This window comes from Streptomyces sp. NPDC097595 (assembly GCF_044761525.1).
Classification (GTDB): Bacteria; Actinomycetota; Actinomycetes; order Streptomycetales; family Streptomycetaceae; genus Streptomyces; species Streptomyces drozdowiczii_A.
In genome coordinates, this window is the sequence record NZ_JBIWCN010000001.1 from 156,281 (window position 1) to 181,583 (window position 25,303).

Sequence of the window (25,303 nt, forward strand, 5' to 3'; positions counted from 1 at the left end):
AGAAGCACCACCGCACCACCGAGCACGGACAGCACAGCACGGCGGGACCGCCGGCAGGGAGAGGCAGCGATGGCACGGGTAGCGATGACGAGGAATCCGCTGGTGGCGGCGGCGATCGTGCTGACGGTCGCGGCGGCCGGCGCCGCGGGCTGGGGCGGGGTGTCCCGGTACCAGGCGGGGCACGACAGCTCGGCCACGTACGCCCAGACCCGCGACGAGGTGCTGGCGGCGGGGGAGCAGGCCGTGCAGAACATGAACACGCTGGACCACGCGCGGATCGACGAAGGGCTCGACAGCTGGGAGGACTCCACCACCGGTGACCTGCACCAGCAACTGGTCGACGGTCGCGGCGGGTTCGTGAAACAGATCCAGGAGGCGAAGACCGTCAGCACCGCCAAGGTGATGGCCGGCGCGGTCACCGAGCTGGACGACCGGGCCGGGAAGGCCGGGGTCATGGTGGCGCTCCGGGTGACCGTGACCGCGCCGAAGGGCAAGCCCGCGGTGAAGGAGAGCCGGATGCTCGGCCAGCTCACCCGCACCCCCGACGGGTGGAAGCTCAGCGCCCTCGGCCAGGCGCCCGTCGGCAACACCGCCGGCTGACACCCCCGCCCCCGCACCGAGAGGAACCCGGACATGTCGACCACCCGTCACCTGGTCAATCGTCAGCGCCGCCTGGCCACCGTCGCCGCCGCCGAGCGCGCCGCGACGCCCGCCCCGCCCCGCCCCGGGCGCGGGCCGGACCTGGAAAAGCCCGACGCCACACAGGACGAGGCGGCTCCGGAGAGCGAGGAGAGCGAGGAGAGCCAGAAGGAGGACGAAGGAGAGGCGGAGCCGGACGCGAAGAAGGCCACCGCCCGGCGCCTCCCGCGCCTCGGCCTGCCCGCCGTCCTCTGCGTCCTCACCCTCCTCCTCGGCGCCGTCGCCGCCTGGGCGTTCACCTCGGCGGCGAGCCTGCGCGACGACCCCGGCCGGCAGAACACCGCCCTGACCGACATCAGCCGCACCAGCGAGGTGAAGGGCCAGATCACCGAGGCCGTCGGCGCGGTCTTCTCGTACGACTACGCCTCACCCACCAAGGCCGAGGCGGCGGTGACGAAGTATCTGACCGGCAAGGCGGTCCAGCAGCACGCGGACATGCTCGCCGAGGTCCGGGCGCAGGCGCCGAAGCAGAAGCTGGTCCTCACCACGACCGTCACCGACAGCGGCGTCGAGATGCTCGACGGCGACCGGGCCCGGCTGCTGATCTACGCCGACCAGCGCAACACCCGTACCGGCAAGTCCGAGGAGACCACGTACGCCGCCGCCATGTTCAGCGTGGACGCCGTCCGCAAGGGCGGCAGTTGGCGGATCTCCGCGATCGACACGTTCACCCGGTGACCCCACGGAGGAAGGTACGCATGAGGTTCAACGGCACCATGCGCCGAGGACTCGGCGGCACCGCCGCCGCCGTCGCCGCGATGGCCGCGCTCACGGCCTCCCAGGCACCCCAGCTCGCCGCGCACGAGGAGACCCCGAAGCCCCGCCACAAGACCGACGACGTCGTCTGGTCCGAGGTCCCCAACGACGACTCGTACCACACCGAACTCCCGCCGCTGAAGAGCCCGAAGCCGCCGAAGAAGGGCGCGAAGCAGAGCCCCGCCGCCAAGCAGTCGTGGGCCGAGGCCGGCATCCCGGCGACCGTGCTCGCCGCCTATCGCAAGGCCGAGACGACGACGGGGCGCAGCGATCCCGGCTGCCGGCTGCCCTGGCAGTTACTGGCGGCGATCGGCAAGGTCGAGTCCGGGCACGCGGCCGGCGGCCGGGTCGACAAGAACGGCACGACCGTCTCGCCGATCCTCGGCCCGGTCCTCAACGGCGCCGGGTTCGCCGACATCGCGGACACCGACGGCGGCGCCTACGACGGGGACGCGACGTACGACCGGGCGGTCGGCCCGATGCAGTTCATCCCCTCGACATGGGCGCACTGGGGCCGCGACGGCAACGGCGACGGGCGCCGGGACCCGAACAACGTGTACGACGCGGCGCTCGCCGCCGGGGCCTACCTCTGCGCCGGGATCCGCGATCTGTCGATCCCCTCCGACATGAACCGGGCGATCCTCAGCTACAACCACTCCGAAACGTATCTGCGTACGGTCCTGTCCTGGCTGGAGTTCTACCGCAAGGGCATCCACCCGGTCACCGACGGCACGGGCCCCATCCCCAGGAGCCCCGGCGCGGGCAGCCCCAACAAGCCCAAGCACCCCTTGGGCGGCTCCGGCTCCAAGGACGACGGCGGCGGCATCGAGGTCGGCCCGCAGCCCAGTACCCGCCCGACCACACCGGGCACCCACGACCCGGACCCGAGCACCACGCCCGACCCGGACCCGACGGACACCGCCGGCCCCTCGCCCGACCCGTCGGACCCCGGCTCCACGACGCCGGACCCGAGCACCACCCCCGACCCGGACCCGACCACGACGAAGCCGGACCCGGGCTGCACGACCACGCCGACGCCCGACCCGACCGACACCACCGAGCCCACCGGCTCGCCCTCACCGGACCCCACGGAGACCGCCGAACCCTGCACCACGCCCACCCTGCCGCCCACGGCGGACTAAGGGGTCTCTCGACGGGCTCAGCCGCCGCCCGCCAGCACCTGGGCGAGGTCGTAGCGCACGACCTCCTCCAGCTGTGCGTACGTGCAGCTGTCCGGCGTACGGTCGGGGCGCCAGCGGCGCCACTGGGCCGTGTGCCGGAAGCGGTCGCCCTCCATGTGGTCGTACGCCACCTCGCAGACCCGCTCCGGCCGCAGCGGCACCCAGGACATGTCCTTCTTGCCGGACCAGCGGCTCGGGGCGCCGGGCAGCCGGGCGCCCAGGTGCGCCTCGGCCTCGGCCCAGGCGCGCCACGGGTGGTCGTCGGCGTCGGTCAGCAGGGGCTCCAGCTCGGTGACGAGCTCCGCGCGGCGCTTCATCGGGAAGGCCGCGCACACCCCGACGTGCTGGAGCGCGCCGCTGTCGTCGTACAGGCCGAGCAGCAGCGAGCCGACGACCGGGCCGCTCTTGTGGAAGCGGTAGCCGGCCACCACGCAGTCGGCGGTCCGCTCGTGCTTGATCTTGTACATGGCCCGGACGTCCGGCCGGTACGGCGCGTCGAGCGGCTTCGCGACGACCCCGTCGAGCCCCGCCCCCTCGTACTCCTCGAACCACTCACCGGCGCGGGCCGGGTCGGTCGTGGACGGGGCCAGATACACGGGGGCCGACGCCTTGGCGAGCGCCGCCTCCAGGACCGTGCGGCGGTCCGCCTGCGGGGTGTCCAGGAGCGATTCGTCGCCCAGCGCCAGTAGGTCGAAGGCGATCAGGGCGGCCGGGGTCTGCTCGGCCAGCAGCCGCACCCGGGACTCGGCGGGGTGGATGCGCTCGCTGAGCCGGTCGAAGTCGAGGCGGCCCTCGTGCGCGACGACGATCTCGCCGTCCACCACGCAGCGTTCCGGCAGATTGTCCCGGACGGCGGTGACCAGCTCGGGGAAGTACCGGGTGAGCGGCTTGCCGGTCCGGCTGCCGATCACCACCTCGTCACCGTCCCGGTGCACGATCGCCCGGAAGCCGTCCCACTTCGCCTCGTACTGCATGCCCGGCGGAATCCGCTTCACGGACTTGGCGAGCATCGGCTTCACGGGCGGCATCACCGGCAGGTCCATGGCCCGATTCTGAACCGTACGGCGACCGGAGTCTCCCGATATGCGGCATATGTGTGCCCGGCCTACCGTGGCCGACATGGCAGCAGCGGGCACAGCGGTGGAGCTGGACGCGGCCGGGCGGGCGGTCCGGCTGTCGAATCCGGACAAGGTCTACTTCCCGGAGAAGGGCTATACGAAGAGGGACGTCGCCGAGTACTTCCTCGCCGTCGGCCCCGGCATCCTGCGCGCCCTGCGCAACCGGCCCACCACCCTCCAGCGGTTCGTGGACGGCGTCGAGGGCGAGTTCTTCTACCAGAAGCGCGCCCCCAAGAACCTCCCCGACTGGATCCCCACCTCCACGATCGCCTTCCCGAGCGGGCGGTCCGCCCGGGAGATGTGCCCCACCGAGGTCGCCGCCGTCCTCTGGGCCGCCAATCTCGGCACCCTGACCTTCCACCCCTGGCCCGTCCGAGGCGGGGACACCGACCACCCGGACGAACTGCGCATCGACCTGGACCCGCAGCCCGGCACCGATTACGCCGACGCGGTCCGCGCCGCCCAGGAGCTGCGCGGTGTCCTGGAGGAGCACGGGCTGCGCGGCTGGCCCAAGACGTCCGGCGGGCGCGGCATCCACGTCTTCGTGCCCATCGAGGCGCGCTGGACCTTCACCGAGGTGCGGCGCGCGGCCATCGCGGTCGGGCGCGAGCTGGAGAGCCGGATGCCGGACCGGGTGACCACCGCCTGGTGGAAGGAGGAGCGCGGCGAGCGGATCTTCGTCGACTACAACCAGACCGCCCGCGACCGCACCATCGCCTCCGCGTACTCCGTACGGCCCTTCCCGCACGCCCCGGTCTCCGCCCCGCTGCGCTGGGAGGAGATGGACGACGCCGAGCCCCGCGACTTCGACCTCCGCACCATGCCCGTGCGGTACGCGGAACACGGCGATGTGCACGCCGACATGGACCAGGAGGCGTTCCGCCTGGACTCGCTGCTGGAACTCGCCGACCGCCACGCGAGCGACGGCGGCCCCGGCGACCTGCCCTACCCGCCCGAGTACCCGAAGATGCCCGGCGAGCCCAAGCGCGTGCAGCCGAGCCGCGCCCGCCGTGACGAGGACGACCAGGCGTGAGCGAGCCGGAGCACGGGGCGCACGGCCGGCCGCTGACCCGGGGCCAGAAGTGGCAGGGCTTCAAGGAGTCCCCGTACTTCCCGGCGATCGTGCTGCTGTTCATCCTCTCGGCCGCCGCCGGGCTCTTCGCCGGCTCCTACACGTACGCCATGGCCAACCCGACCCCGCACAGCATTCCCACCGCCGTGGTCAGCGAGCCGGAGACCGCGCGCGGCCGGGAGTTCGTCGCCGGGATGGACAAGGCCCTCGACGCCTCCCTGGTCATCCACGTCTACCCGACGGCGGCCGCCGCGCGCGAGGCCCTGGAGGAGCAGGAGGTCTTCGCCATCGTGCGGTCCGGCGCCCGGGGCGTGTCCCTGGACGTGGCCGCGGCCTCCGGGGCGGCCGTCGCCCAGCTGCTCGCCGAGTCCGCCGTGAAGGTGGGGGACGCGCTCTCCGTCCCGGTGGCCGTGCAGGACGTCAAACCCCTCCAGAAGGGCGACCCGCGCGGGCTCGCGCTCTTCTACATCTCGCTCGCCGCGGTGATCATCGGCTTCGTGGGCGCCATCCAGCTCAGCGTGCACGCCCGGTCGTTGATCCCGTTGGAGCGGATCGGCTTCACGATCCTCTACTCGCTCCTGGGCGCCTTCGCCATCGCCGCCGTGGTCGACTGGCTGCTGGGCGCGGTGGACCTGCCCTTCGTCGAGTCCTGGCTGATCCTCGCGTTCACGATGTTCACCTCGGGCATGGTCTTCACCATGTTCAACACCCTGATCGGCCGGTGGGCGATGCTGCCCACCTGGGGCGTCATGGTGCTCCTCGGCAACCCCTCGTCCGGCGGGGCCGTCTCCTGGCCGCTGCTGCCCTCGCTCCTCGGGCACATCGGACGCTGGCTGCCCCCGGGCGCCTCCGTCAACGCCCAGCACACCGCCGTCTACTACCAGGGCCACCAGCGCGTCTTCCCCTATCTGGTCCTCGCGGCCTGGGCGCTGGTCTCGTGCACCGTCTTCTGGGTCTGGCGCCACCGCCACCCCGGCGGCCGCGCGCACATGCCGCAGCACGCGGCGACGGCCACCTGATCCGCCAGGCGTATTTCGCGACTCGCCCACCGGGCTTGGCGGCCCTGAGGCGGACTTTGTCCTTACTGTGGGTAAGCAATTTTCCCGGGTCCGTCACGGCCCGTCGCCAAAGCCTCGGCAGCAGCAGTGGGGAGTTCGACATGGACCGCAGAAGTTTCAGCCGGCGGATGCTGATGGGCGGCGGGGCCGTGGCGGCGGCGGGGGTGGCGTCGCTGTCCCTCCCGGCACCCGCCGCCGCCCTGCCGCACCCGGTCCGCCGCGCGCCCGCCGGGGGAGTGGTCCGGCACATCCGCATGTACGTGGAGAAGCTGCCGGACGGCCGGATGGGCTACGGGCTCGAAAAGGGCAAGGCCACCGTGCCCGGCCCGCTCATCGAGCTCAACGAGGGCGACACCCTGCACATCGAGTTCGTGAACACCCTGGACGTACCGGCCGGGCTGCACGCGCACGGCGTCGACTACGACATCGCCAGCGACGGCACCCGGATGAACCACAGCACCGTCGAACCCGGCGCCACCCGTACGTACACCTGGCGCACCCACACCCCCGGCCTGCGCCGCGACGGCACCTGGCAGCCCGGCAGCGCGGGCTACTGGCACTACCACGACCACGCCGTCGGCTCCGACCACGGCACCGGCGGCATCCGCGACGGGCTGTACGGACCGCTGGTCGTCCGGCGGCGGGGCGACATCCTGCCCGACAAGACGATCACGATCGTCTTCAACGGCATGTCCATCAACAACACCCCGGCCGGCGAGAGCCCGGACTTCACGACCACGCTCGGGGACCGGCTCGAAGTCGTCATGATCACGCACGGCGACTTCTACCACACGTTCCATATGCACGGTCACCGCTGGGCGGACAACCGCACGGGCATGCTCACCGGCCCCGACGACCCGAGCCGGGTCGTCGACACGAAGATCGTCGGACCGGCGGACTCCTTCGGCTTCCAGGTCATCGCGGGCGAACACGTGGGCGCCGGCGCCTGGATGTACCACTGCCATGTGCAGAGCCACGCCGACCGGGGCATGGGCGGCATGCTCCTCGTCGCCGACCGGGACGGCAGCGTGCCGGGACACGACGGGTAGGGCCCTACGTCATGGACGGGCCGCCGCGCCGAGGCGCCGCTGCTCCTCCTCCACGATCCGGCGGGCCAGCTCGCCCTCCGACACGTCCACCGCGTCCGGCGTCGTCTCGGCGACATCGCTGCGCCGGGCGTACGCGTCGAACAGCCGCTCCTTGCGGGCCAGGACGTCCAGCATGCGCTGGTCGATGCTGTCCGTGGCGAGCAGCCGGTGCACCCGGACCGTCCGTATCTGGCCCATCCGGTGCACCCGGGCCACGGCCTGGTGCTCCGTCGTCGGCTTGATCTGCGGTTCGCACAGGATGACGACGGACGCGGCCTGCATGTTCAGCCCGACGCCCCCCGCCTGGATCTGGCTCAGCAGCACCGCGTGACCGTCCGCCGCCGTGAACGCGTCGACCATTTCCTGGCGCCGGGCCGCCGCCACGCTCCCCGACAGCAGACCGGACACCCCGTCACCGAGCGCGCCGCGCACCGTCTCCAGGACCTCGCGGAAGTACGAGAACACCACGACCTTCAGGCCGTTGCCCGCCGCCTCCGTGACCAGTTCGCGCAGCCGGTCCAGCTTGGCGGAGGTCTCCGGACGGGCGTACGCCGCCCGGCGCATCCGCATGAAGTGCCCCTCGGCCACCGCCTCCCGGTACGCCAGCAGGTCGCCCTCGCTGAACTCCTCCCACTCGTCCACCTGGACCACGGCGGGCAGTTCGGCGAGGACGTCCTCCTGATTGCGCCGCAGATAGGCGGGGGCCACGGCGCGCCGGAACGCCCGCGAGCCCGCCGCGCCGTGCCCGGCGCCGACCGAGGGGGCCAGCTCGGGCCGGAGCTGGCGGACGAGGCTGCGGAACTCCTCCACCCGGTTCTCCATCGGCGTCCCGGTCAGGAACAGCACCCGGTCCGTCCGCCCCGACCAGCCGGAGACCGCGCGCGAACGACGGGTCTCCGGGTTCTTCACGTAATGGGCCTCGTCCACCACGAGCATCCCCGGCCGCACCCCGCTCTCGCCGGCGTCCGGCAGCGCGTGCAGCGCGTCGAAGGTGGTCAGCGCGACCCCGCCGGAATCCCGCCACTCCGCGAACGCCTCCCGCCGCTCCGGTCCGTGCACCGGCAGCGCGCGCAGCGTGGACCTGGCCCGGACCTCCCGCGTCCAGTTGATGAGGACGCTCGCCGGGCACACCACCAGGAAGTGCGTCTCGCCGCGCGCCGCGAGGTGCGCCAGGGCCGCGATGGCCTGGACGGTCTTGCCGAGCCCCATCTCGTCGCCCAGGATCACCCGCTTCTGGACGAGCGCGAACCGGGCACCGAACGACTGGTAGCCGCGCAGGGAGACCCGCAGCCGGGCGTCGTCCAGCCGCAGCCCGCGCACCCGGTCGGCTGTCCCCGACGGCAGGAACCCCTCCGCCGCGTCCCGGTCCGGCCCCGAGCCCGACAGCTCCGCGAGCAGGCTGTAGTACTCGGCGGACCGGAGTTCGAAGTCGACCCAGGCGGCCGCCGGGGACCCCGGCTCCCGCAGCAGATCGGCCGACACCTGGGCGAACAGCGGCGGCAGCCCGCGCTCCGCCGCGTCGGCGACGGCCGCCCGGACCCCGGTCACCGCCTCCCGCACCCCGGCCCGCGACCGCCGCCCCGCGAGCAGCATCCGCAGCCGCGTCCGCGCCGGACCGGCCGCCGTCAGCAGCGGATCGAGGTGCCCGGCCAGCGCCCGCGCCCCGTCCACCGCCCGCCGGGCGTCCGGGCCCGCCGCCACCAGCCCGTTCAGCGCGCCGAGCAGCGCGGTCACTGCCTCGTTCCGGTCGTCCACGTCCATGCGCACCGCGACGGTGTCCCGCACCGCGTGCGCGATGCCGCCCGCCGCCGCCAGGGCCTGGTCGGCCGTCTGCGCACCGACGCCGGGGATCTGGCGGAGCTCGTAGCGGCCGGCGCCGTACACCTGCCCGACCGTCGTGAAACCCGCCTGCTCGATCGCGCCGAGGCGCAGCCGGCCCTCGGTGACGTCCTTCAGCCGGGAGACGGGGATGGAGTCGAGATCGGCGCGCACCAGGGCGTCGAGCAGGGGATCCAGACACGTCCGGACGGCGGTGACGGCCCGGGCGTGATCCGCGAGGACCCCGCGCGCCGCGTCCAGCAGACCGTCGGCGCGTACGAGCAGCTCCCGGGCGGCCCGCCCGGCCGGTGCCCCGCCCTCGGTCATGTACGTCCCTCTGTCTCCGCGACCCCGCCGCCCTCGGCGCACGATGGCTCATATCGTCCCATGCGACGCCGGCACCCCGGCCGGGCGGACGCGCGATTGACGCGGCGTTGATCAGTCGTTTATCGCGACACGGCACTGTGGCGTCATGCTGATCAACACCGCGACAGACCCCGCCTTCTCCTGGCAGGAAACAGCACTGTGCGCCCAGGCGGGCCCCGAGTTCTTCTTCCCGGCCCCCGGCAGCTCCACCCGTGAGGCCAAGCAGCTCTGCAACGCCTGCGAGGGGCGGCAGGCGTGCCTGGAGTACGCCCTCGACAACGACGAGCGTTTCGGCGTGTGGGGCGGCCTGTCCGAGAAGGAGCGGGAGCGGCTGCGCAGAGTTGGCCGCGAGCGGGCCTGAAACGGCGCTGTACGTGCGAGACTTCGGCCTCCACCGTTTCCGTACGCGGACCCCGTGACCGTGACGGAACCCGCGTCGACCTGGAGGAGAAGCCGAGTTGAGCGAGTACGACTACGTCGTCGTCGGGGCGGGTTCGGCCGGCTGCGTGCTGGCCGCGCGGCTGTCCGAGGACCCCACCGTGCGGGTCGCCCTTGTCGAGTCGGGCGGACCCGACCGCAAGCAGGAGATCCGGATCCCGGCCGCCTTCCCGCAGCTGTTCAAGACCCCGTTCGACTGGGACTTCAGCACGGTGAAGCAGCCCGCGCTCGGCGGCCGTGAGCTGTTCTGGCCGCGCGGTCACACCCTGGGCGGCTCCTCCTCGATCAACGCCATGATGTGGGTGCGCGGCCACCGCGACGACTACGACGCGTGGGCGGGGGCGGCCGGGCCGGACTGGGGCCACGACGCGATCGTGCCCTACTTCCGGCGCGCCGAGCGCTGGTCGGGACCGGCCGGCGACACCACGGTGTACGGCACCGAGGGCCCGCTGCACATCGCGCCGCCCCGCAGCCCGTCCCCGCTGACCGCCGACTTCGTCACCGCCTGCCGCGACGACGGCCTGACGTTCCTGCCCGAGCTGAACGCGCCCGACCACAGCGGGGTCGCCCTCACCCCCGTCAACCAGCGGCGCGGGCGGCGCTGGAGCGCGGCCGACGGCTACCTCAAACCGGCCGCCCGGCGCCCCAATCTGGACATCCTCCCGCACACCCGCGTCCGCGCCCTCGCCTTCGACGGCGACCGGGCCACCGGCGTGGAGACCGAGGGCTCCGGGACCCTCACCGCCCGCCGGGAGGTGATCCTCAGCGCCGGTGCCATCGGCTCCCCGCACCTGCTGCTGCGCTCGGGCATCGGCGACCCCGGCGAACTGCGCCGTGCAGGAGTCGAGGTGCGCGCCGCGTCACCGGACGTCGGCCGCAACCTCCAGGACCACCTGTCCTTCGCGGTCACCCTGCACTGCCCGCGCCCGGTCACCATGACGGGCGCCGACACCCCGGTGAACATCGCCCGCTACCTGCTCACCGGACGCGGACCGCTCAGCTCCAACCTCGCGGAGGCCGTCGCCTTCGTCCGCAGCGCCTCCGCACCGGCCGCCCCGGACCTCGAACTGATCTTCGCCCCGGCCCCGTTCATCGACCACGGACTCACCCCGCCCACCGAACACGGCGTCACGATCGGTGTGGTCCTCCTCCAGCCGGAGAGCACCGGCCGCATCACCCTGGACACGGACCACCCGGACCCCCGCTCCGCCCTCCGTATCGACCCGGGCTATCTCGCCGCCGACACCGATCTGCGGCGCATGATGGACGGCGTCCGCCACGCCGAACGCCTCTTCGCGCACACGGCTCTCGCCCCGCACACCTCGACGCCCATGGGCCACTACCCGGGCGAGGTGGACGACGACCGCCTGGCCGAGGCCATCCGGACCGGGGCCGAAACCCTCTACCACCCCGTCGGCACCTGCCGGATGGGCGAGGACCCGGGATCGGTCACCGACCCCCGGCTCCGGGTGCGCGGTGTCCGGGGGCTGCGCGTGGTCGACGCCTCGGTCATGCCGCGCATCACCCGGGGCCACACCCACGCGCCCACGGTCGCCATCGCCGAGAAGGCCGCCGAACTGATCAGGCAGGACGCCCGCGCATAAGGGGCCAGGGGCCGCCGCGGGGCCGGGATCACGACGGGATACGGAACGTCTCCCCGTACATCTTCCAGGTCAGCGGCGGCTCCAGACCGAGGTTCTCGTCCTCCAGGAAGACGCGCTGCGCGGTGTCGATGCGCGAGGTGTCGTGCTGCTGGTTCTTCTTGGACTTCATCACGGCCCGCGCGGTGTCCAGGAAGATGTCCAGATACGCCGACTCGTCACCGCCCTCCGCGACCGTGTCCGCCTCGGCCAGCGCCGCCTGCCGGATGCCGTAGAAGGAGTCCGACTCGTGCCCGGGCCCCTGGAGCACCATGGTGTCGAAGTAGATGAACTGGCCCAGCGGGCCGAGACCGTCCAGCTTCGCCAGGCGCACCGCCGGCTCGAAGTACTGCTTGTCCCGGACCTCCTCCTGCGCCGTGCGGAACGCCGGGTCCTCCGCCGCCTTCCTCCACGCACCCGTGAACCCCGGGTCCAGGCCCTCGTGCGAACCGGTCCCGTCGACCTTGCGCAGCGCGGGGATATACGGGGCGAGCGGGTTGTCCGGGTGGTCCTCCGTGAACGCCTCGACGAACGCCAGCATGTCGTGCGTACCGGAGCAGAAACCGACGAGACCCGCCGCGTAACCGGTGCCGTCGCCGCTGTCCTCGATCGTCGCGTACTGGGTGCGCCACTCCAGCGTCGAGCCCTCCGCGCTGGCCAGCAGCTCCCACGCGATCTCGCGCATCTCCGGCGCGGCGAGCCCGGCCGGCGCCCGGCCGACCCGCTTGTTCATCTCGGCCCGCTCCTCGTCGTCCGCCGCCGCGAACGGGTCCGGGTTCACCGGCCCGGTGGGCGACGCCTCGGCGGCCTTGGGGGAGTCCGTGGGCAGCCCGGCGTCGTCGCCGCCGGTGTTGAGGACGAGGGCGACGGCTATCGCCAGCGGCGCACCGATGAGAACGAAGCGGGTCACAGGTTTCACCGGCACAGCGTACGGTCCCCGCCCGACCCCCGACGGCACACCCCCGCACGGCAGAATCGCCCCATGACCGACGCCCTGCTGAAGGCCATCGACCCGCTCCCGTACCCCCGACGCATGCGCGAACTCGCCGCCCGGGCACGCGTTCTGTCCGCTTCGGGGGAATTGCGCCGCGTGCTTGACGAGCTGGACGGGGGCGGCCCGTACGAGCGGGGCATCGCCGTCGTCGCGGCGGCCGTCGGCGGCGACGCGGAGTGGACCGGCGCGCACCTCGCCGACCCGGACCCCTTCGTGCAGGGCCACGCCCTGCGGGCCGCCCGGAGCCTCGGCGTCCCCGACGAGGCGTACGAACGGGCCCTGGACGACCTGCCCCGCACCGCGCGCCGCCGCCTGCTGCGGGCCGTCGTCCGCGACCGGCGCACCGACCTCGCCACCCGCCTCCTCGAACGGGTCCGCGCCGACTGGGGCGACGCCGAGGCGGCCGTGCTGCTGCCGGGCTGCCCCGCCGACCTCGTGGCCCGGCTGCTGCCCGAGCTGCTGTACGCCGTACGCGGCTGGAGCGGCCTGGGCCGCAGCCACCCCGGCCCCCTCCTCGACGCCGTCGAACGCCAGCTCGCCGAACTGCCCGAGCCGCAGCGCCCGGAGTGGTGGCAGCGGTACGCCCCCGGGATCGCCGCCGCCACCGCCGCCCGGCCCGCCCGCGTCCTCGATCTGCTCGAACGCTTCGGCCCCGCCACCCTGCCCTGGCCGCTGGCCCACCGCCTCGGCGCCCTCGCCGCCGCCGACCCGGCCCGCACCGCCCGGCTGCTGCTGCGCCCCGAGACCCGGCCGATGCTGGAGCACGGGGCGCGCAGGGTGCCCGACGGCGTCCTGTTCCGCCTCGCCCGCACCGCGCCCGAAGGGCTCGTCGTGGAGCTCGGCCGCGCCATGGCCCAGGACTCGGCCGGACTCGCCCGGCTCCTGGCCGCCCTCCCGCCCGGCCGGCGCACGGCCCTGCACGCCTCGGTCACCGCCGGACGCGGCCCCGGCGGCCCCGCCGTCGACGCGGACCTCCTCGACGCCCTGCCCCGCAGCGGCGTCGCCGAGGAGGCGCGCCGCATGGCCGCCAGGGCCGCCGAACGCGGCGAGGACTGGCACACCGTGCTGCTCGCCGAGTCATACCTCCCGGCCGCCGAAGTGTGGGACCGGCTGCTCGCCGCGACCCGCCGGCCCGCCGCCGCGGACCGGGCCCTCGTCTGGCCGCTGCTCGTCCGCAACGCCGGGCGCACCGGCGCACCCGGACCCGTCGCCGTACTCCTGGACGACATGGCCAGGCTCCGCAACGAACAGGACCCCGTCCGCTCGGCCGCCCTCCTCGCCCTCGCGTCCATACCCGCCGCCCTGTTCACCGAGGCCATGGAACCGGCCCTGGACCGGATCGCGGCCGACGCCGTCGAGGCCCGGGACTCCTCCTACGCCACCCGGCACGCCCTGAGCACCCTCGCCGTGCGACTGCTGCGCGAACACGCCGTCACGGGCCGCCGCAACCTGGTCAGCTGGTCGCTGCGCACCCTCGTCCGGATCTCCGGCAACACCGGCGGCGCCGACCTCGGACGGCTCGACCGCACCCTGCGCAGGGGCCAGGAGCACGACGTGTTCGAGGCGCTGCGGCCCTGGCTGGAGGCGGGCGCGGAGAAGAGCGACTACGGGCTCGCGTTCGCGCTCGTCCGGGCGCTGGGCCGCCGCGCGTCCGGGCTGCCCGAGCTCCAGGACCTGCTGTGGCAGGCGATCCGCTACGGCTCGGTCACCACCGCGCGGACCGCCGTCCGGCTGTGGCTGGAACCGGACACGGACCGGGGCGAGCGCGTCGAACGGCTGCTCGCGCTCGACCCCTCGGCCGGCACCCTGCCCGAGGTGCTGGCGGTCCTCACCCGCACCCGGACCGACCTGCTCGACCCGTACCTCGCGACCCCGCCGCCGCACGGCCGCTTCCTGACCCCCGGCCGCCCCTGGACCGTCCACCCCGGACCCGAGATCCGCCGCTGGGTGCCCCGCCAGCACCGCGCCGCCGAACGCGCCCTGCGCCACGCGGCGCGCGACGGGAAGCTGCCGCTGCACGGGCGGGCGCGCGCCGTCGCCGCCCTGGCCCGCATCCCCGGGACCGGCGCCGAGTCGCTGGGGGAGTGGACCGGCTCCGACGACGTCGTGCTCGCCGAGGCCGCGCTCACCGCGCTCGGCCACACCGACCGCGCCCCCGAGGTGCTGCCCGTCCTGCTCGCCCACACCGGGGACGACCGCGCCCGGGTCGCCGTCTTCGCGGCCGGCCGGGCCTCCCAGGACGTCCGCCCCTCCGTCCTCGCCCCGATGCTCCGCGCCCGGCTGGCCCCGGGCACCGGCAAGGTCACCAGCCGCAAGGAGGCCGTCCGGCTCGCCGCGGCCCGGCTCCCCCGGGAGACCGCGGCCGACCTGGTCACCGAGGGCTACGAAACCCCCGACCAGCACCCGGACGTCCGGGCCGCCTGCGTGGCCGGAGCCATCGGGCTGCTCGGTGACGGGCGGATGTGGCGGCTGCTCGCGGACGCCGCCGCCGGGCCCGCCGTTCTGCGCACCGCCGTCCTGCGCGTGCGGCCCCTGGACCTGCCCGGCGCGCACCGCACCGGCTACGCGCGCCTGGTGCGGGAGGTGTGCGGCACGGACGACGAGGAGCTGGCCGCCGCCGCCCACGCCGTGGTGGGCCGCTGGATACCGTGGGAACCGGGCATCTGCGAGGTGCTGGCCGCCGCCACGACGGACCTGGCGCGCCGCCGCTCCTGGCGCTCGGCCGCCGACGCGCTGGCCGGTGCCGCGCCCGCCGCCTCCGGGGAGGCCGCCCGGGCGCTGATGGGCGCGCTGGCCACGCTCACGGACTCCGTGGCCATGGACGACGCGGGCAGCGACCGCGACCGGCCCGAGCGGCAGCGGGCCGTGCATCTGGTGAACCGCCTCGCCTCGGCGGCCGGGGCGCGCGCCGACGCGAGCCTGCGCCCCGTTCTCGCCGCCGCCGGCGACCGGCTGGCCCGCCACCGCGACTACGTACCGCAGGCCGTCGAGCTGCTGGCCAGGGCGGTGGACCCGGAGAGCGACGCGGACACGCTGCACGCGGCGCTGGACCGCATCGCCCTGCTGGTCACCGGCCGGCCGGTGCTCGCCGCCCGCATCGCCCTCCTGTACGCCACGCACCATGGTCTCCCGCAGGGCGAGGACGGGGCGGCGATGCTGCTCGCGGTGGCGGGGCGCCTCGCCGAGGACGGCGGCCTCGCGCACGGCCTGCTGGCGGTGCGGCTGATCGCGGCCGGCGGGCGGCACACGGGGTGGACCGGTCCGTGGCGGACCCAGCTGCGGCTGCTGCGGCGCCACCCGGAGGCGGAGGTGCGCGACGCGGCGTACGCGGAGGTGACGGTCCGGGAGTGAGCGGTCTCCCGGAGCGTCACCTCCGTGCGGTCGGGCCTGGGCGGTCAGCCCTGGGCGCGGGCGGCCATGCGGGCCTTCCGGGCGGCCAGCTTCTCGTCGAACTTCGCGGCCTCGGTGTCCAGGCCGTGCATGTACAGGCCCAGCTCCTCCTGCGCCTTCAGGCCCTCCGGGCCCAGCCCGTCGATGTCGAGCACCTTCAGATAGCGCAGCACCGGCTGGATGACGTCGTCGTGGTGGATGCGCATGTTGTAGATCTCGCCGATCGCCATCTGCGCGGCGGCCCGCTCGAAGCCGGGCATGCCGTGGCCGGGCATCCGGAAGTTGACGACGACGTCGCGCACGGACTGCATCGTCAGGTCGGGGGCCAGCTGGAAGGCGGCGCCCAGCAGGTTGCGGTAGAAGACCATGTGCAGGTTCTCGTCGGTCGCGATGCGCGCCAGCATGCGGTCGCAGACCGGGTCGCCCGACTGGTGCCCGGTGTTGCGGTGCGAGACGCGGGTCGCCAGCTCCTGGAAGGCCACATAGGCCACGGAGTGCAGCATCGAGTGCCGGTTGTCGGACTCGAAGCCCTCCGCCATGTGCGCCATCCGGAACTGCTCCAGCTTGTCCGGGTCGACGGCGCGCGAGGTGAGCAGGTAGTCCCGCATCACGATGCCGTGCCGCCCCTCCTCGGCCGTCCAGCGGTGCACCCAGGTGCCCCAGGCACCGTCGCGGCCGAAGAGCGAGGCGATCTCGTGGTGGTAGCTGGGGAGGTTGTCCTCGGTGAGGAGGTTGACCACGAGCGCGATCCTGCCGATGTCGGTGACCTTGGACTGCTCGGCCTGCCACGCCTCGCCGTCCTCGAAGACGCCGGGGAAGTTGCGCCCGTCGGAGAAGGGGACGTACTCGTGCGGCATCCAGTCCTTGGCGACCTTGAGATGCCGGTTGAGCTCCTTCTCGACCACCTCTTCGAGGGCATACAGGAGGTGGGCATCGGTCCACGCCTGTGAACTGCCGAGGTGGGGAGAAGTGATCGTCACGGGGGCTCCTGGGGACGGGAGAATTACCTACGGACTCGTAGGTTACGAGACCGTAGGTTAAAGCGACGGTAAGGCTCTGGCCAAGCCCGAACGGGCGAGCGTCGCTCACTCTGTGTGATCAAAGGCCGAAGGGGGGTGTGTGCCGGCCCGGCACACACCCCCCTCGTCCCCTTGTCAGAGCCCGGCACGCACCTCCTCGGCCGTGGTGTCCCGCAGCTCCCCGTCGAGCAGCAGCCAGCGGGTGATCCCCAGCGATTCCAGGAACGGCACATCGTGGCCGGCCACCACGAGCGCCCCCTCGTACGCCGCCAGCGCCTCGGTCAGCCGTCGTACGCTCGCCAGGTCGAGGTTGTTCGTCGGTTCGTCCAGCATCAGCAGCCGGGGCGCCGGTTCGGCCAGCAGTAGCGCGGCCAGCGCCGCCCGGAACCGCTCACCGCCCGACAGCGTCCCCGCCGCCCGGTCCGCCCGCGCACCCCGGAAGAGGAAGTGCGCGAGCCTCGCCCTGATGTGGTTGTTGGTGGCGTCCGGGGCGAACCGCGCCACGTTCTCCACCACGCTCAGCCCGTCGTCCAGCACGTCGAGCCGCTGGGGCAGGAAGCGCAGCGGGACCTCGGTGACCGCTTCCCCGGAGACCGGTGCCAGCTCTCCGGCGAGCGTACGGAGCAGCGTCGTCTTGCCCGCCCCGTTGCGCCCCACCAGCGCGATGCGCTCCGGACCGCGCACCTCGTACTGGCCCCGCACCCGTGCCCCGTACGCGAGTTCCAGATCGCGCAGGACCAGGACGCCCCGGCCCGGATGGACCCGGGTGTGCGGCAGCTCGACGCGGATCTCGTCGTCGTCGCGGACCAGCTCGACGGCGTCGTCCAGGCGCTCCTTCGCCTCGGCCAGCCGCTCCGCGTGCATGATCCGGTGCTTGCCCGCGGACTCCTGCGCGGCCCGTTTGCGCGCCCCCATGACGATCTTGGGCTCGCGCTTCTGCTCGGACATCTTCTGCCCGTACCGCTTGCGCCGGGCCAGTTTCACCTGGGCCTCGGCCAGTTCGCGCTTCTGCCGCTTCATATCGGCCTCGGCGACGCGCACCATGCGCTCCGCCGCCTCCTGCTCGACCGCCAGCGCCTCCTCGTACGCGGAGAGGTTGCCGCCGTACCACGTGACGGTGGAGTCCCGCAGGTCGGCGATCTGGTCGACGCGCTCCAGGAGTTCCCGGTCGTGGCTGACGAGGACGAGCACCCCGTGCCAGGCGTCGACCGCCGCGTACAGGCGCTGCCTGGCGTACATGTCCAGGTTGTTCGTCGGCTCGTCGAGCAGCAGCACATCGGGCCGGGCCAGCAGCAGCGCGGCCAGCCGCAGCAGCACGCACTCGCCGCCCGACATCTCGCCGATGGTGCGGTCGAGCCCGATGTGGCCGAGGCCCAGCCCGTCGAGGGTGGCGCGGGCCCGCTCCTCGACGTCCCAGTCGTCGCCGACGGCGGCGAAGTGCTCCTCGCCGACGTCACCGGCCTCGATGGCGTGCAGCGCCGTACGGACCGTGTCGATCCCGAGCGCGGCGTCGACCCGCAACTCCGTGTCCAGGACCAGGTTCTGAGGCAGATAGCCCACGTCGCCGGAGACGCTGATCCGGCCCTCGGTAGGCGCCAGTTCCCCGGCCAGCAGCCGGAGCAGGGTCGATTTTCCGGCCCCGTTGAGGCCGATGAGCCCCGTGCGGCCGGGGCCCACGGAGAGCTGGAGGCCGTCCAGGGCGCGGCCGCCGTCCGGCCAGACCAGGGAGAGGCCGGAACAGGTGATGTGGGCGGTGGGGACAGACATGAGGAATCTCCCGGTTGCGAGGAAGGACAGGGCAACGGGACGAGACACCGGCCACTGGCATTCGACGCGTTCCGGCGGAGATTCCGGGATCGCGGAGGGAAGGCCCTGGTCGCGGAGGACGGCTCGGAGAGCTGAGGTCGCACTCGGGCGCGCGGACACGGCAAAGGCCGGTCATGGCACGCGACACGGTGTCTCGGGACCTCAGACCTTCAACGGCCTGCTCCATTCGGCGACGACAAGGACACCGGAGAAGTTACGCGGGGCTCGGAGAGGGAGCAACCGAATTAACGGGCCCCGCGCGCGAGGGGAGCGGACTCAGCGGGAACCGAACAGCTCGGTCAGATTCCGGTCCAGGTCGAGGAAGCGGCGCTCGTGGCCGCAGGGCACCAGCTCCTGGGCCCGGCGCAGGAACCGGCGCAGATCCTCGGTGCGGACATGCACCATCGCGATCCCCTCGGCGGCGTGGAACTCCAGCACCGTGCGGTCGTAGCCGAACGGTCTGACCCGTACGTCCCCGAGCCCGGACGGGACCTCCATCCCGGCGGCGAGCAGGTCCCGGGAGAACTGCCAGGACACCTCGGTCCCTTCCAGCGTCGCCGGCGCGGGGAACGCCATGCGTACGGCGAAGGGGTCCGCCCGGTCATAGCTCAGGACGGCGGGCAGTGTCTCCATCTGCGGCGCGGACGCCACCATGCGGGCCTGTACGGACTGTTCGATGACCGTGGACACGAACCTGCTCCCTCTCGCGACCGGACGAACGGTTCCCGGCACCCGTAAAGACGACGGAAGCCGCCGATCCGTGCACCGGGAGTCGGCGTGAGCTGTATCACCGCACACCGCTGCCTGTTCACGTGCCCCGTTACGGGCGGAGCACCCGTCAGAGCCGCTGGCGGTACGGGGCGAGCGCGTCCGAGGTCTTGGTGGCGATGAACTCGGTGATTCGGTACGCGCAGACGCCCTCGACCACGAACGGATCGGTCGCCGCCAGCCGCTCGATCGCCGCCCGGTCGTCCCCGACCGCGAGGATCACCCCGCCGTCCCGGGGGTTCTTGCGCCCGGAGGCGATGAACACCCCGGCCTCGTACTGCCGGTCGAGCCAGGCGACGTGCGCGTCCAGCGCCGCGTCGACGCGGTCCAGCGGGGCGGTGTAGGACAGCTCAAGTACGAACATGATCTCAGGCTACCGGCGGGGGCGTCGGGGCCACCGCCTAGGGTGGACGCACCATGACAGCGCTGCACATGCCTTCCGACGCCGCCGAGGCCCGTGCCGTCCAGGACGCCCTGCGCGGCCGGGTGATCCTCGACGAGCCGGGCCCGCCGCCGGGGACCGGCCGGGTGACCGGGGTCGACGTCGCCTACGACGACGACCGGGACATCGTGGCGGCGGCGGCCGTCGTGCTCGACGCCGCGACGCTGGAGGTGGTCGAGGAGGCGACCGCGGTCGGGCGGGTCAGCTTTCCGTACGTCCCGGGGCTGCTGGCCTTCCGCGAGATCCCGACCGTCCTGGCCGCCCTGGAGAACCTGCGCACCGGCCCCGGGCTCGTCGTCTGCGACGGGTACGGCAGGGCCCACCCCCGCCGCTTCGGCCTCGCCAGCCACCTCGGCGTCCTCACCGGGCTCCCGGTCATCGGCGTCGCCAAGAACCCGTTCACCTTCACCCACGAGCCGCCCGGCCCGGAGCGCGGGGACCAGTCGCCGCTGCTGGACGGGGCGGAGGAGGTCGGCCGGGCCCTGCGCACCCGGGCCGGCACCAAACCGGTCTACGTCTCGGTCGGACACCGCACCGGTCTGGACAACGCCGTCGCGCACACCCTCGCGCTCGCCCGGGACTTCCGGCAGCCGGAGACCACGCGCAGGGCGGACGCCCTCTGCCGCAGGGCCCTGCGCGAGGCCACCGGCTGAAGGCGCTCAGCGCACCGCCGCCACCCGGAACCGCAGCCCCGCCGCCACCAGCCGGTCCAGCAGCGCGTCGCCCATCGCGGCGGCCGTCGTGACCTGCCCCGAGGTGGCCGGCAGCTCGTCCAGCGCCAGGCACAGCGCGGACTCCGCCAGCATCTTCGCCGTCTCGTCGTACCCCGGATCGCCGCCCGAGACCTCCGTGAACACCTGCCGCCCGCCGCCCTCGCCGACGAACCGCACGGTGAACCAGCTGCGCCGCCTGCGCTCCGCGTCCGGGCCCGCCCCGGGCTCGTAACGCCCCATCAGCCACTCCCGCGCGGCCGGTACCTGCGCGGCGCCGAGCAGCACGCCGAGCGCGGCGGTGGAGCCGAGGGCCACGGGGAGGCGCTTGACCGAGGCGTAGTGGCGGTAGCGGAAGTCGGGGCCGTAGCGGGGCAGCGCCTTCGCCGAGCGGGCGATGATCCGCGCGTCGAGCGTCGGCAGCGGAAGCGCCCAGGTGCCGGTCTCCGGGCTGAAGTGCGGGCGGCCGAGCGGGGCGTGGACCCGGCGGCCGGCCAGCCGGGGCTCGTACAGCCGGCGCTCCTTCGCGGCGCGCGCCGTCTGCGCGCCACGGCCCATCGCGGTGAGCGCCGAGGCGAACGTACCGCCGGAGAAGACGGCGTTGCTGCGGACGAAGCCGTCGACGCGCAGCGGCACGTCCTCGGGCAGCTGCCGGACCGTGAAGTAGGCGCCGAGGTCGTGCGGCACGGAGTCGAAGCCGCAGGCGTGCACGATGCGGGCGCCGGTCTCGCGGGCCCGGGTGTCGTGCGCCACGTACATCCGGTCCACGAACTCCGGCTCGCCCGTGAGGTCCGTGTAGTCCGTCCCCGCCTCCGCGCAGGCGGCGACCAGCTCCTCGCCGTACCAGACGTAGGGGCCGACGGTCGTCGCCACCACGTGCGTGGACTCGGCGAGTTCGCGCAGCGAACCCTTGTCGGAGGCGTCCGCCTGGATGAGCGGCAGGTCCGCGCAGCGCGGATCGAGGGCGGTCAGCCGGGTGCGCAGCTTCTCCAGCTTGGCGCGGTCGCGTCCGGCGAGGGCCCAGCGGCAGCCCTCGGGGGCGTGCCGGGCCAGATACTCGGCGGTGAGCGCGCCCACGAAACCGGTGGCGCCGAAAAGGACTACGTCATAGGGGCGTGCGGGCCCGTTCTGCCTGTTCACGAAAGCCTCCACGGAGGACGGCGCCGGACGGAGCGAGCAGAGGTTAGCGCGGCCGCCGTGGCGGTGTGCGGGCGGGAGGGGGTCATGGGGGAGTATCCATGGGTATCCGCGAGAAGAACTAAGCGCTTGCTCGGCCCAGGGGGTTGTGCGGAGCGCGGTGCGTTCTTAGCATCATCGATGTTACATCAGTTGTGTCATACCACTGGGGGCTCGATGGCGACACCAGGGAACGGCCCGCGCGGGCCGCTCGACGGCCTGCGGGTGGTGGAGCTCGCCGGTATCGGCCCCGGCCCGTTCGCCGCGATGCTCCTGGCCGATCTGGGCGCCGACGTGGTGCGCGTCGACCGCCCCGGCGGCGCCGGACTCGGCATCGACCCGGCCCGCGACCTCACCAACCGCAACAAGCGCTCCGTGCTCGTCGACCTCAAGGCCCCGGACGGCCCGGCCACCGTCCTGGACCTGGCCGCCCGCGCCGACGTCCTCATCGAGGGCTACCGGCCGGGCGTCGCGGAACGCCTCGGAGTGGGCCCCGAAGCCTGCCTGGCCCGCAACCCGAAGCTGGTCTACGGGCGGATGACCGGCTGGGGCCAGGACGGACCGCTCGCCGAGCGCGCCGGGCACGACATCGCGTACATCGCGCTCACCGGCACCCTCTCCATGATCGGCAGGCCCGGCGAACCGCCCACCGTCCCCGCCAACCTCGTCGGTGACTACGCGGGTGGTTCGCTCTACCTCGTCGTCGGCATCCTCGCCGCCCTCCAGCACGCCCGTACGCCCGGCGGCACCGGACAGGTGGTCGACGCGGCGATCGTCGACGGCGCCGCCCACCTCGCCACGATGATCCACGGCATGCTCGCGGCCGGGAGCTGGCAGGACCGGCGCGGCGCCAACCTGCTGGACGGCAGCTGCCCGTTCTACGGCTCGTACGAGACCGCCGACGGGCAGTACATGGCGGTGGGCCCGCTGGAGCAGCGGTTCTACGAGGAGTTCGTCACGCTCCTCGGCATCGCGGAGACCGTCCCGGACCGGAACGACCTGGCCCGCTGGGACGAGCTGCGCGCCGCCGTCGCGGACCGGTTCCGCACCCGCACCCGCGCCGAGTGGACCGAGGTCTTCGACGGGTCGGACGCCTGTGCGGCCCCGGTCCTCTCGCTCCGCGAGGCCCCGCACCACCCGCATCTCGCCGCCCGCGCCACCTTCGTGGAGCACGGCGGACTCACCCAGCCCGCGCCCGCGCCCCGCTTCTCGGCCACACCCACCTCCGTGCGCACCGGGCCCGTCCTGCCGGGCGCGGACACCGATGCCGTCGCCGCCGACTGGGACGTGCCCGGCCTGCGGACCACCCGGAAGGACACCACCCCCTGATGCAGCGGCAGATCTTCACCGAAGAGCACGACGCGTTCCGCGAGACCGTGCGCACCTTCCTCGCCAAGGAGGTCCTTCCGCACTACGAGCAGTGGGAGAAGGACGGCATCGTCTCGCGCGAGGCGTGGCGCGCTGCAGGCCGGCAGGGCCTCCTCGGCCTCGCGGTGCCCGAGGAGTACGGGGGCGGCGGCACCACCGACTTCCGCTACAGCGCGGTCCTGGCCGAGGAGTTCACCCGGGCCGGCACCCCCGGGATCGCGCTCGGGCTGCACAACGACATCATCGGCCCGTACCTCACCGGCCTCGCCACGGACGAGCAGAAGCGGCGCTGGCTGCCCGGCTTCTGCAGCGGCAAGACCATCACCGCCATCGCCATGACCGAACCGGGCGCCGGCTCCGACCTCCAGGGCATCCGCACCACCGCCGAGGACAAGGGCGACCACTGGCTGCTCAACGGCTCCAAGACCTTCATCTCCAACGGCATCCTGGCCGACCTGGTGGTCGTCGTCGCGAAGACCACCCCGGAAGGCGGCGCCAAGGGCCTCTCGCTGATCGTGGTCGAGCGCGGCGCGGAGGGCTTCGAGCGGGGCCGCAACCTCGACAAGATCGGCCAGAAGTCGCAGGACACGGCCGAGTTGTTCTTCAACGACGTGCGCGTCCCCAAGGAGAACCTGCTCGGCGAGCGCGACGGCGCCTTCATCCACCTGATGACCAACCTCGCCCAGGAACGCATGGGCATAGCCGTCGCCGGGATCGCCGCCGCCGAACACCTCCTGGAGATCACCACCGCCTACGTCAAGGAGCGCGAGGCATTCGGCCGGCCGCTCGCCAAGCTCCAGCACATCCGCTTCGAGATCGCGGAGATGGCCACCGAGTGCGCCGTCACCCGGGCCTTCCTCGACCGCTGCATCGTCGACCACTCCGACGGCACCCTCGACGCCGTGCACGCCTCGATGGCGAAATGGTGGGCGACCGAACTGCAGAAGCGCGTCGCCGACCGATGCCTCCAACTGCACGGCGGCTACGGCTACATGGCGGAGTACCCGGTGGCCCGGGCGTTCACCGACGGCCGCATCCAGACCATCTACGGCGGCACGACCGAGATCATGAAGGAGATCATCGGCCGCTCGCTGCTCGCCTGACCCCACCCTCGTCGCACCACGCTCGCGCCACCACCCCCGAAAGGCAGCTGTCTTGAGTACCGAAGCATTCGTCTACGACGCGATCCGCACCCCGCGCGGCCGCGGCAAGGCCAACGGCGCCCTGCACGGCACCAAGCCCATCGACCTCGTCGTCGGCCTGATCCACGAGATCCGCGCCCGCTTCCCGAGCCTGGACCCGGCCGCCGTGGACGACATCGTCCTCGGCGTGGTCAGCCCGCTCGGCGACCAGGGCTCCGACATCGCCCGGATCGCCGCCATCGCGGCCGGCCTCCCCGACACCGTCGCCGGCGTCCAGGAGAACCGCTTCTGCGCCTCGGGCCTCGAAGCCGTCAACCTGGCCGCCGCCAAGGTGCGTTCGGGCTGGGAGGACTTGGTCCTCGCGGGCGGCGTCGAGTCGATGTCCCGGGTGCCGATGGGCTCCGACGGCGGCGCCTGGGCGATGGACCCGATGACCAACTACGAGACCGGCTTCGCACCGCAGGGCATCGGCGCCGACCTCATCGCCACCATCGAGGGCTTCTCCCGCCGCGATGTGGACGAGTACGCCGCGCTCTCCCAGGAGCGGGCCGCCGAGGCGTGGAAGGACAACCGCTTCGCCCGGTCCGTCGTCCCCGTCAAGGACCGCAACGGCCTCGTCGTCCTCGACCACGACGAGCACATGCGCCCCGGCACCACCGCCGACTCCCTCGCCGGGCTCAAGCCCTCCTTCGCGACGATCGGCGAGATGGGCGGCTTCGACGCGGTGGCCCTCCAGAAGTACCACTGGGTCGAGAAGATCGACCACGTCCACCACGCGGGCAACTCCTCCGGCATCGTGGACGGCGCGTCCCTCGTCGCCATCGGCAATCAGGGGATCGGCGAGCGATACGGGCTCACCCCGCGCGCCCGTATCGTCTCCGCCGCCGTCTCCGGCTCCGAGCCGACCATCATGCTCACCGGCCCCGCCCCCGCCTCCCGCAAGGCGCTCGCCAAGGCCGGACTGACCATCGACGACATCGACCTCATCGAGATCAACGAGGCCTTCGCCGGGGTCGTCCTGCGGTTCGTCCGGGACATGGGCGTCTCCCTCGACAAGGTCAACGTCAACGGCGGCGCCATCGCGCTCGGCCACCCGCTGGGCGCCACCGGCGCCATGATCCTCGGCACCCTCATCGACGAACTGGAGCGCCGGGACCAGCGCTACGGCCTCGCCACCCTGTGCGTGGGCGGCGGCATGGGCATCGCCACCGTCGTCGAGCGTCTCTGACCGTCCCCCCTTCCTACGGAGAAGAC

General features: G+C 73.3%; 21 protein-coding genes. 13 read left to right on the forward strand and 8 right to left on the reverse strand.

The window, feature by feature from the left end; genetic code table 11:
• Window positions 1–69: 69 nt before the first annotated feature.
• Genes ACIQZN_RS00675 through ACIQZN_RS00685 form a run of 3 tightly spaced genes read left to right on the forward strand, consistent with a single transcriptional unit; the run spans window position 70 to window position 2,597 of the window.
• Window positions 70–600, forward strand: a complete 531-nt coding sequence (locus ACIQZN_RS00675) for a nuclear transport factor 2 family protein (protein ID WP_403986268.1) — start codon at window positions 70–72, stop codon at window positions 598–600.
• 33 nt (window positions 601–633) lie between these two features.
• Complete coding sequence (locus ACIQZN_RS00680; protein WP_403986271.1) at window positions 634–1,377, forward strand: hypothetical protein; 744 nt, start codon at window positions 634–636, stop codon at window positions 1,375–1,377.
• A gap of 20 nt (window positions 1,378–1,397) precedes the next feature.
• Window positions 1,398–2,597, forward strand: coding sequence for a lytic transglycosylase domain-containing protein (locus ACIQZN_RS00685; protein WP_403986274.1), 1,200 nt, complete (start codon window positions 1,398–1,400; stop codon window positions 2,595–2,597).
• A 17-nt stretch (window positions 2,598–2,614) separates the two neighbouring features.
• Here the strand turns inward: ACIQZN_RS00685 and ACIQZN_RS00690 are convergent, their stop codons facing one another.
• Entirely contained in the window at window positions 2,615–3,679 is a 1,065-nt protein-coding gene (locus tag ACIQZN_RS00690; RefSeq protein ID WP_403986277.1) for an ATP-dependent DNA ligase, read from the reverse strand.
• Between the two features lie 97 nt (window positions 3,680–3,776).
• On the opposite strand from ACIQZN_RS00690, the gene ligD reads away from it, so the two are divergent.
• The 3 genes from ligD to ACIQZN_RS00705 all read left to right on the forward strand — a co-directional run bounded on the left by ligD (window position 3,777) and on the right by ACIQZN_RS00705 (window position 6,933).
• A complete protein-coding gene (gene ligD / locus ACIQZN_RS00695) occupies window positions 3,777–4,787 on the forward strand; it encodes a non-homologous end-joining DNA ligase (protein WP_403987352.1) in 1,011 nt (336 codons plus the stop codon).
• Entirely contained in the window at window positions 4,784–5,845 is a 1,062-nt protein-coding gene (locus ACIQZN_RS00700) for an ABC transporter permease (protein ID WP_403986280.1), read from the forward strand. The genes ligD and ACIQZN_RS00700 overlap by 4 nt, the downstream gene beginning before the upstream one ends.
• A 140-nt stretch (window positions 5,846–5,985) precedes the next feature.
• The gene (locus tag ACIQZN_RS00705; RefSeq protein WP_403986283.1) at window positions 5,986–6,933 is read left to right on the forward strand and encodes a multicopper oxidase domain-containing protein; all 948 of its coding nucleotides are present in this window, start codon (window positions 5,986–5,988) and stop codon (window positions 6,931–6,933) included.
• 9 nt (window positions 6,934–6,942) lie between these two features.
• On the opposite strand, the gene ACIQZN_RS00710 is transcribed toward ACIQZN_RS00705, so the two are convergent.
• Window positions 6,943–9,117, reverse strand: coding sequence for a DEAD/DEAH box helicase (locus ACIQZN_RS00710; protein WP_403986286.1), 2,175 nt, complete (start codon window positions 9,115–9,117; stop codon window positions 6,943–6,945).
• A gap of 145 nt (window positions 9,118–9,262) precedes the next feature.
• Here ACIQZN_RS00710 and ACIQZN_RS00715 point away from each other — a divergent pair, with 145 nt between their 5' ends.
• Both ACIQZN_RS00715 and ACIQZN_RS00720 read left to right on the forward strand, forming a co-directional pair.
• A complete protein-coding gene (locus ACIQZN_RS00715; RefSeq protein WP_018100193.1) occupies window positions 9,263–9,517 on the forward strand; it encodes a WhiB family transcriptional regulator in 255 nt (84 codons plus the stop codon).
• Between the two features lie 97 nt (window positions 9,518–9,614).
• Complete coding sequence (locus ACIQZN_RS00720; protein ID WP_403986289.1) at window positions 9,615–11,198, forward strand: GMC family oxidoreductase; 1,584 nt, start codon at window positions 9,615–9,617, stop codon at window positions 11,196–11,198.
• A 28-nt stretch (window positions 11,199–11,226) separates the two neighbouring features.
• Here the strand turns inward: ACIQZN_RS00720 and ACIQZN_RS00725 are convergent, their stop codons facing one another.
• Complete coding sequence (locus ACIQZN_RS00725; protein WP_403987355.1) at window positions 11,227–12,144, reverse strand: chitosanase; 918 nt, start codon at window positions 12,142–12,144, stop codon at window positions 11,227–11,229.
• Window positions 12,145–12,216: 72 nt separating this feature from the next.
• On the opposite strand from ACIQZN_RS00725, the gene ACIQZN_RS00730 reads away from it, so the two are divergent.
• Window positions 12,217–15,579 carry a hypothetical protein gene (locus ACIQZN_RS00730; protein ID WP_403986292.1) on the forward strand — a complete coding sequence of 1,121 codons (3,363 nt, stop codon included), beginning with the start codon at window positions 12,217–12,219 and terminating at the stop codon, window positions 15,577–15,579.
• Between the two features lie 44 nt (window positions 15,580–15,623).
• On the opposite strand, the gene ACIQZN_RS00735 is transcribed toward ACIQZN_RS00730, so the two are convergent.
• From ACIQZN_RS00735 to ACIQZN_RS00750, 4 genes are all read right to left on the reverse strand, one after another.
• Window positions 15,624–16,598: an acyl-ACP desaturase gene (locus ACIQZN_RS00735; RefSeq protein ID WP_403986295.1), complete on the reverse strand. Its 975-nt coding sequence runs from the start codon at window positions 16,596–16,598 to the stop codon at window positions 15,624–15,626.
• Between the two features lie 174 nt (window positions 16,599–16,772).
• A complete protein-coding gene (locus ACIQZN_RS00740; RefSeq protein WP_403986298.1) occupies window positions 16,773–18,404 on the reverse strand; it encodes an ABC-F family ATP-binding cassette domain-containing protein in 1,632 nt (543 codons plus the stop codon).
• A 315-nt stretch (window positions 18,405–18,719) separates the two neighbouring features.
• Window positions 18,720–19,133, reverse strand: coding sequence for an SsgA family sporulation/cell division regulator (locus ACIQZN_RS00745; protein ID WP_403986301.1), 414 nt, complete (start codon window positions 19,131–19,133; stop codon window positions 18,720–18,722).
• Window positions 19,134–19,281: 148 nt separating this feature from the next.
• Window positions 19,282–19,575, reverse strand: coding sequence for a YciI family protein (locus ACIQZN_RS00750; RefSeq protein WP_403986304.1), 294 nt, complete (start codon window positions 19,573–19,575; stop codon window positions 19,282–19,284).
• A 68-nt stretch (window positions 19,576–19,643) separates the two neighbouring features.
• Here ACIQZN_RS00750 and ACIQZN_RS00755 point away from each other — a divergent pair, with 68 nt between their 5' ends.
• Entirely contained in the window at window positions 19,644–20,306 is a 663-nt protein-coding gene (locus tag ACIQZN_RS00755) for an endonuclease V (RefSeq protein WP_403987358.1), read from the forward strand.
• A gap of 6 nt (window positions 20,307–20,312) precedes the next feature.
• Here ACIQZN_RS00755 and ACIQZN_RS00760 read toward each other — a convergent pair whose 3' ends face one another.
• Window positions 20,313–21,503, reverse strand: a complete 1,191-nt coding sequence (locus tag ACIQZN_RS00760; RefSeq protein ID WP_403986307.1) for a saccharopine dehydrogenase family protein — start codon at window positions 21,501–21,503, stop codon at window positions 20,313–20,315.
• Between the two features lie 213 nt (window positions 21,504–21,716).
• Between ACIQZN_RS00760 and ACIQZN_RS00765 the strand changes: the two genes are divergently transcribed.
• The 3 genes from ACIQZN_RS00765 to ACIQZN_RS00775 are packed head-to-tail and all read left to right on the forward strand — an operon-like array spanning window position 21,717 to window position 25,277.
• Entirely contained in the window at window positions 21,717–22,868 is a 1,152-nt protein-coding gene (locus tag ACIQZN_RS00765) for a CaiB/BaiF CoA transferase family protein (RefSeq protein WP_403986310.1), read from the forward strand.
• Entirely contained in the window at window positions 22,868–24,010 is a 1,143-nt protein-coding gene (locus ACIQZN_RS00770; protein WP_403986313.1) for an acyl-CoA dehydrogenase family protein, read from the forward strand. The genes ACIQZN_RS00765 and ACIQZN_RS00770 overlap by 1 nt, the downstream gene beginning before the upstream one ends.
• 52 nt (window positions 24,011–24,062) lie before the next feature.
• The gene (locus ACIQZN_RS00775; protein ID WP_403986316.1) at window positions 24,063–25,277 is read left to right on the forward strand and encodes an acetyl-CoA C-acetyltransferase; all 1,215 of its coding nucleotides are present in this window, start codon (window positions 24,063–24,065) and stop codon (window positions 25,275–25,277) included.
• Window positions 25,278–25,303: the final 26 nt, after the last annotated feature.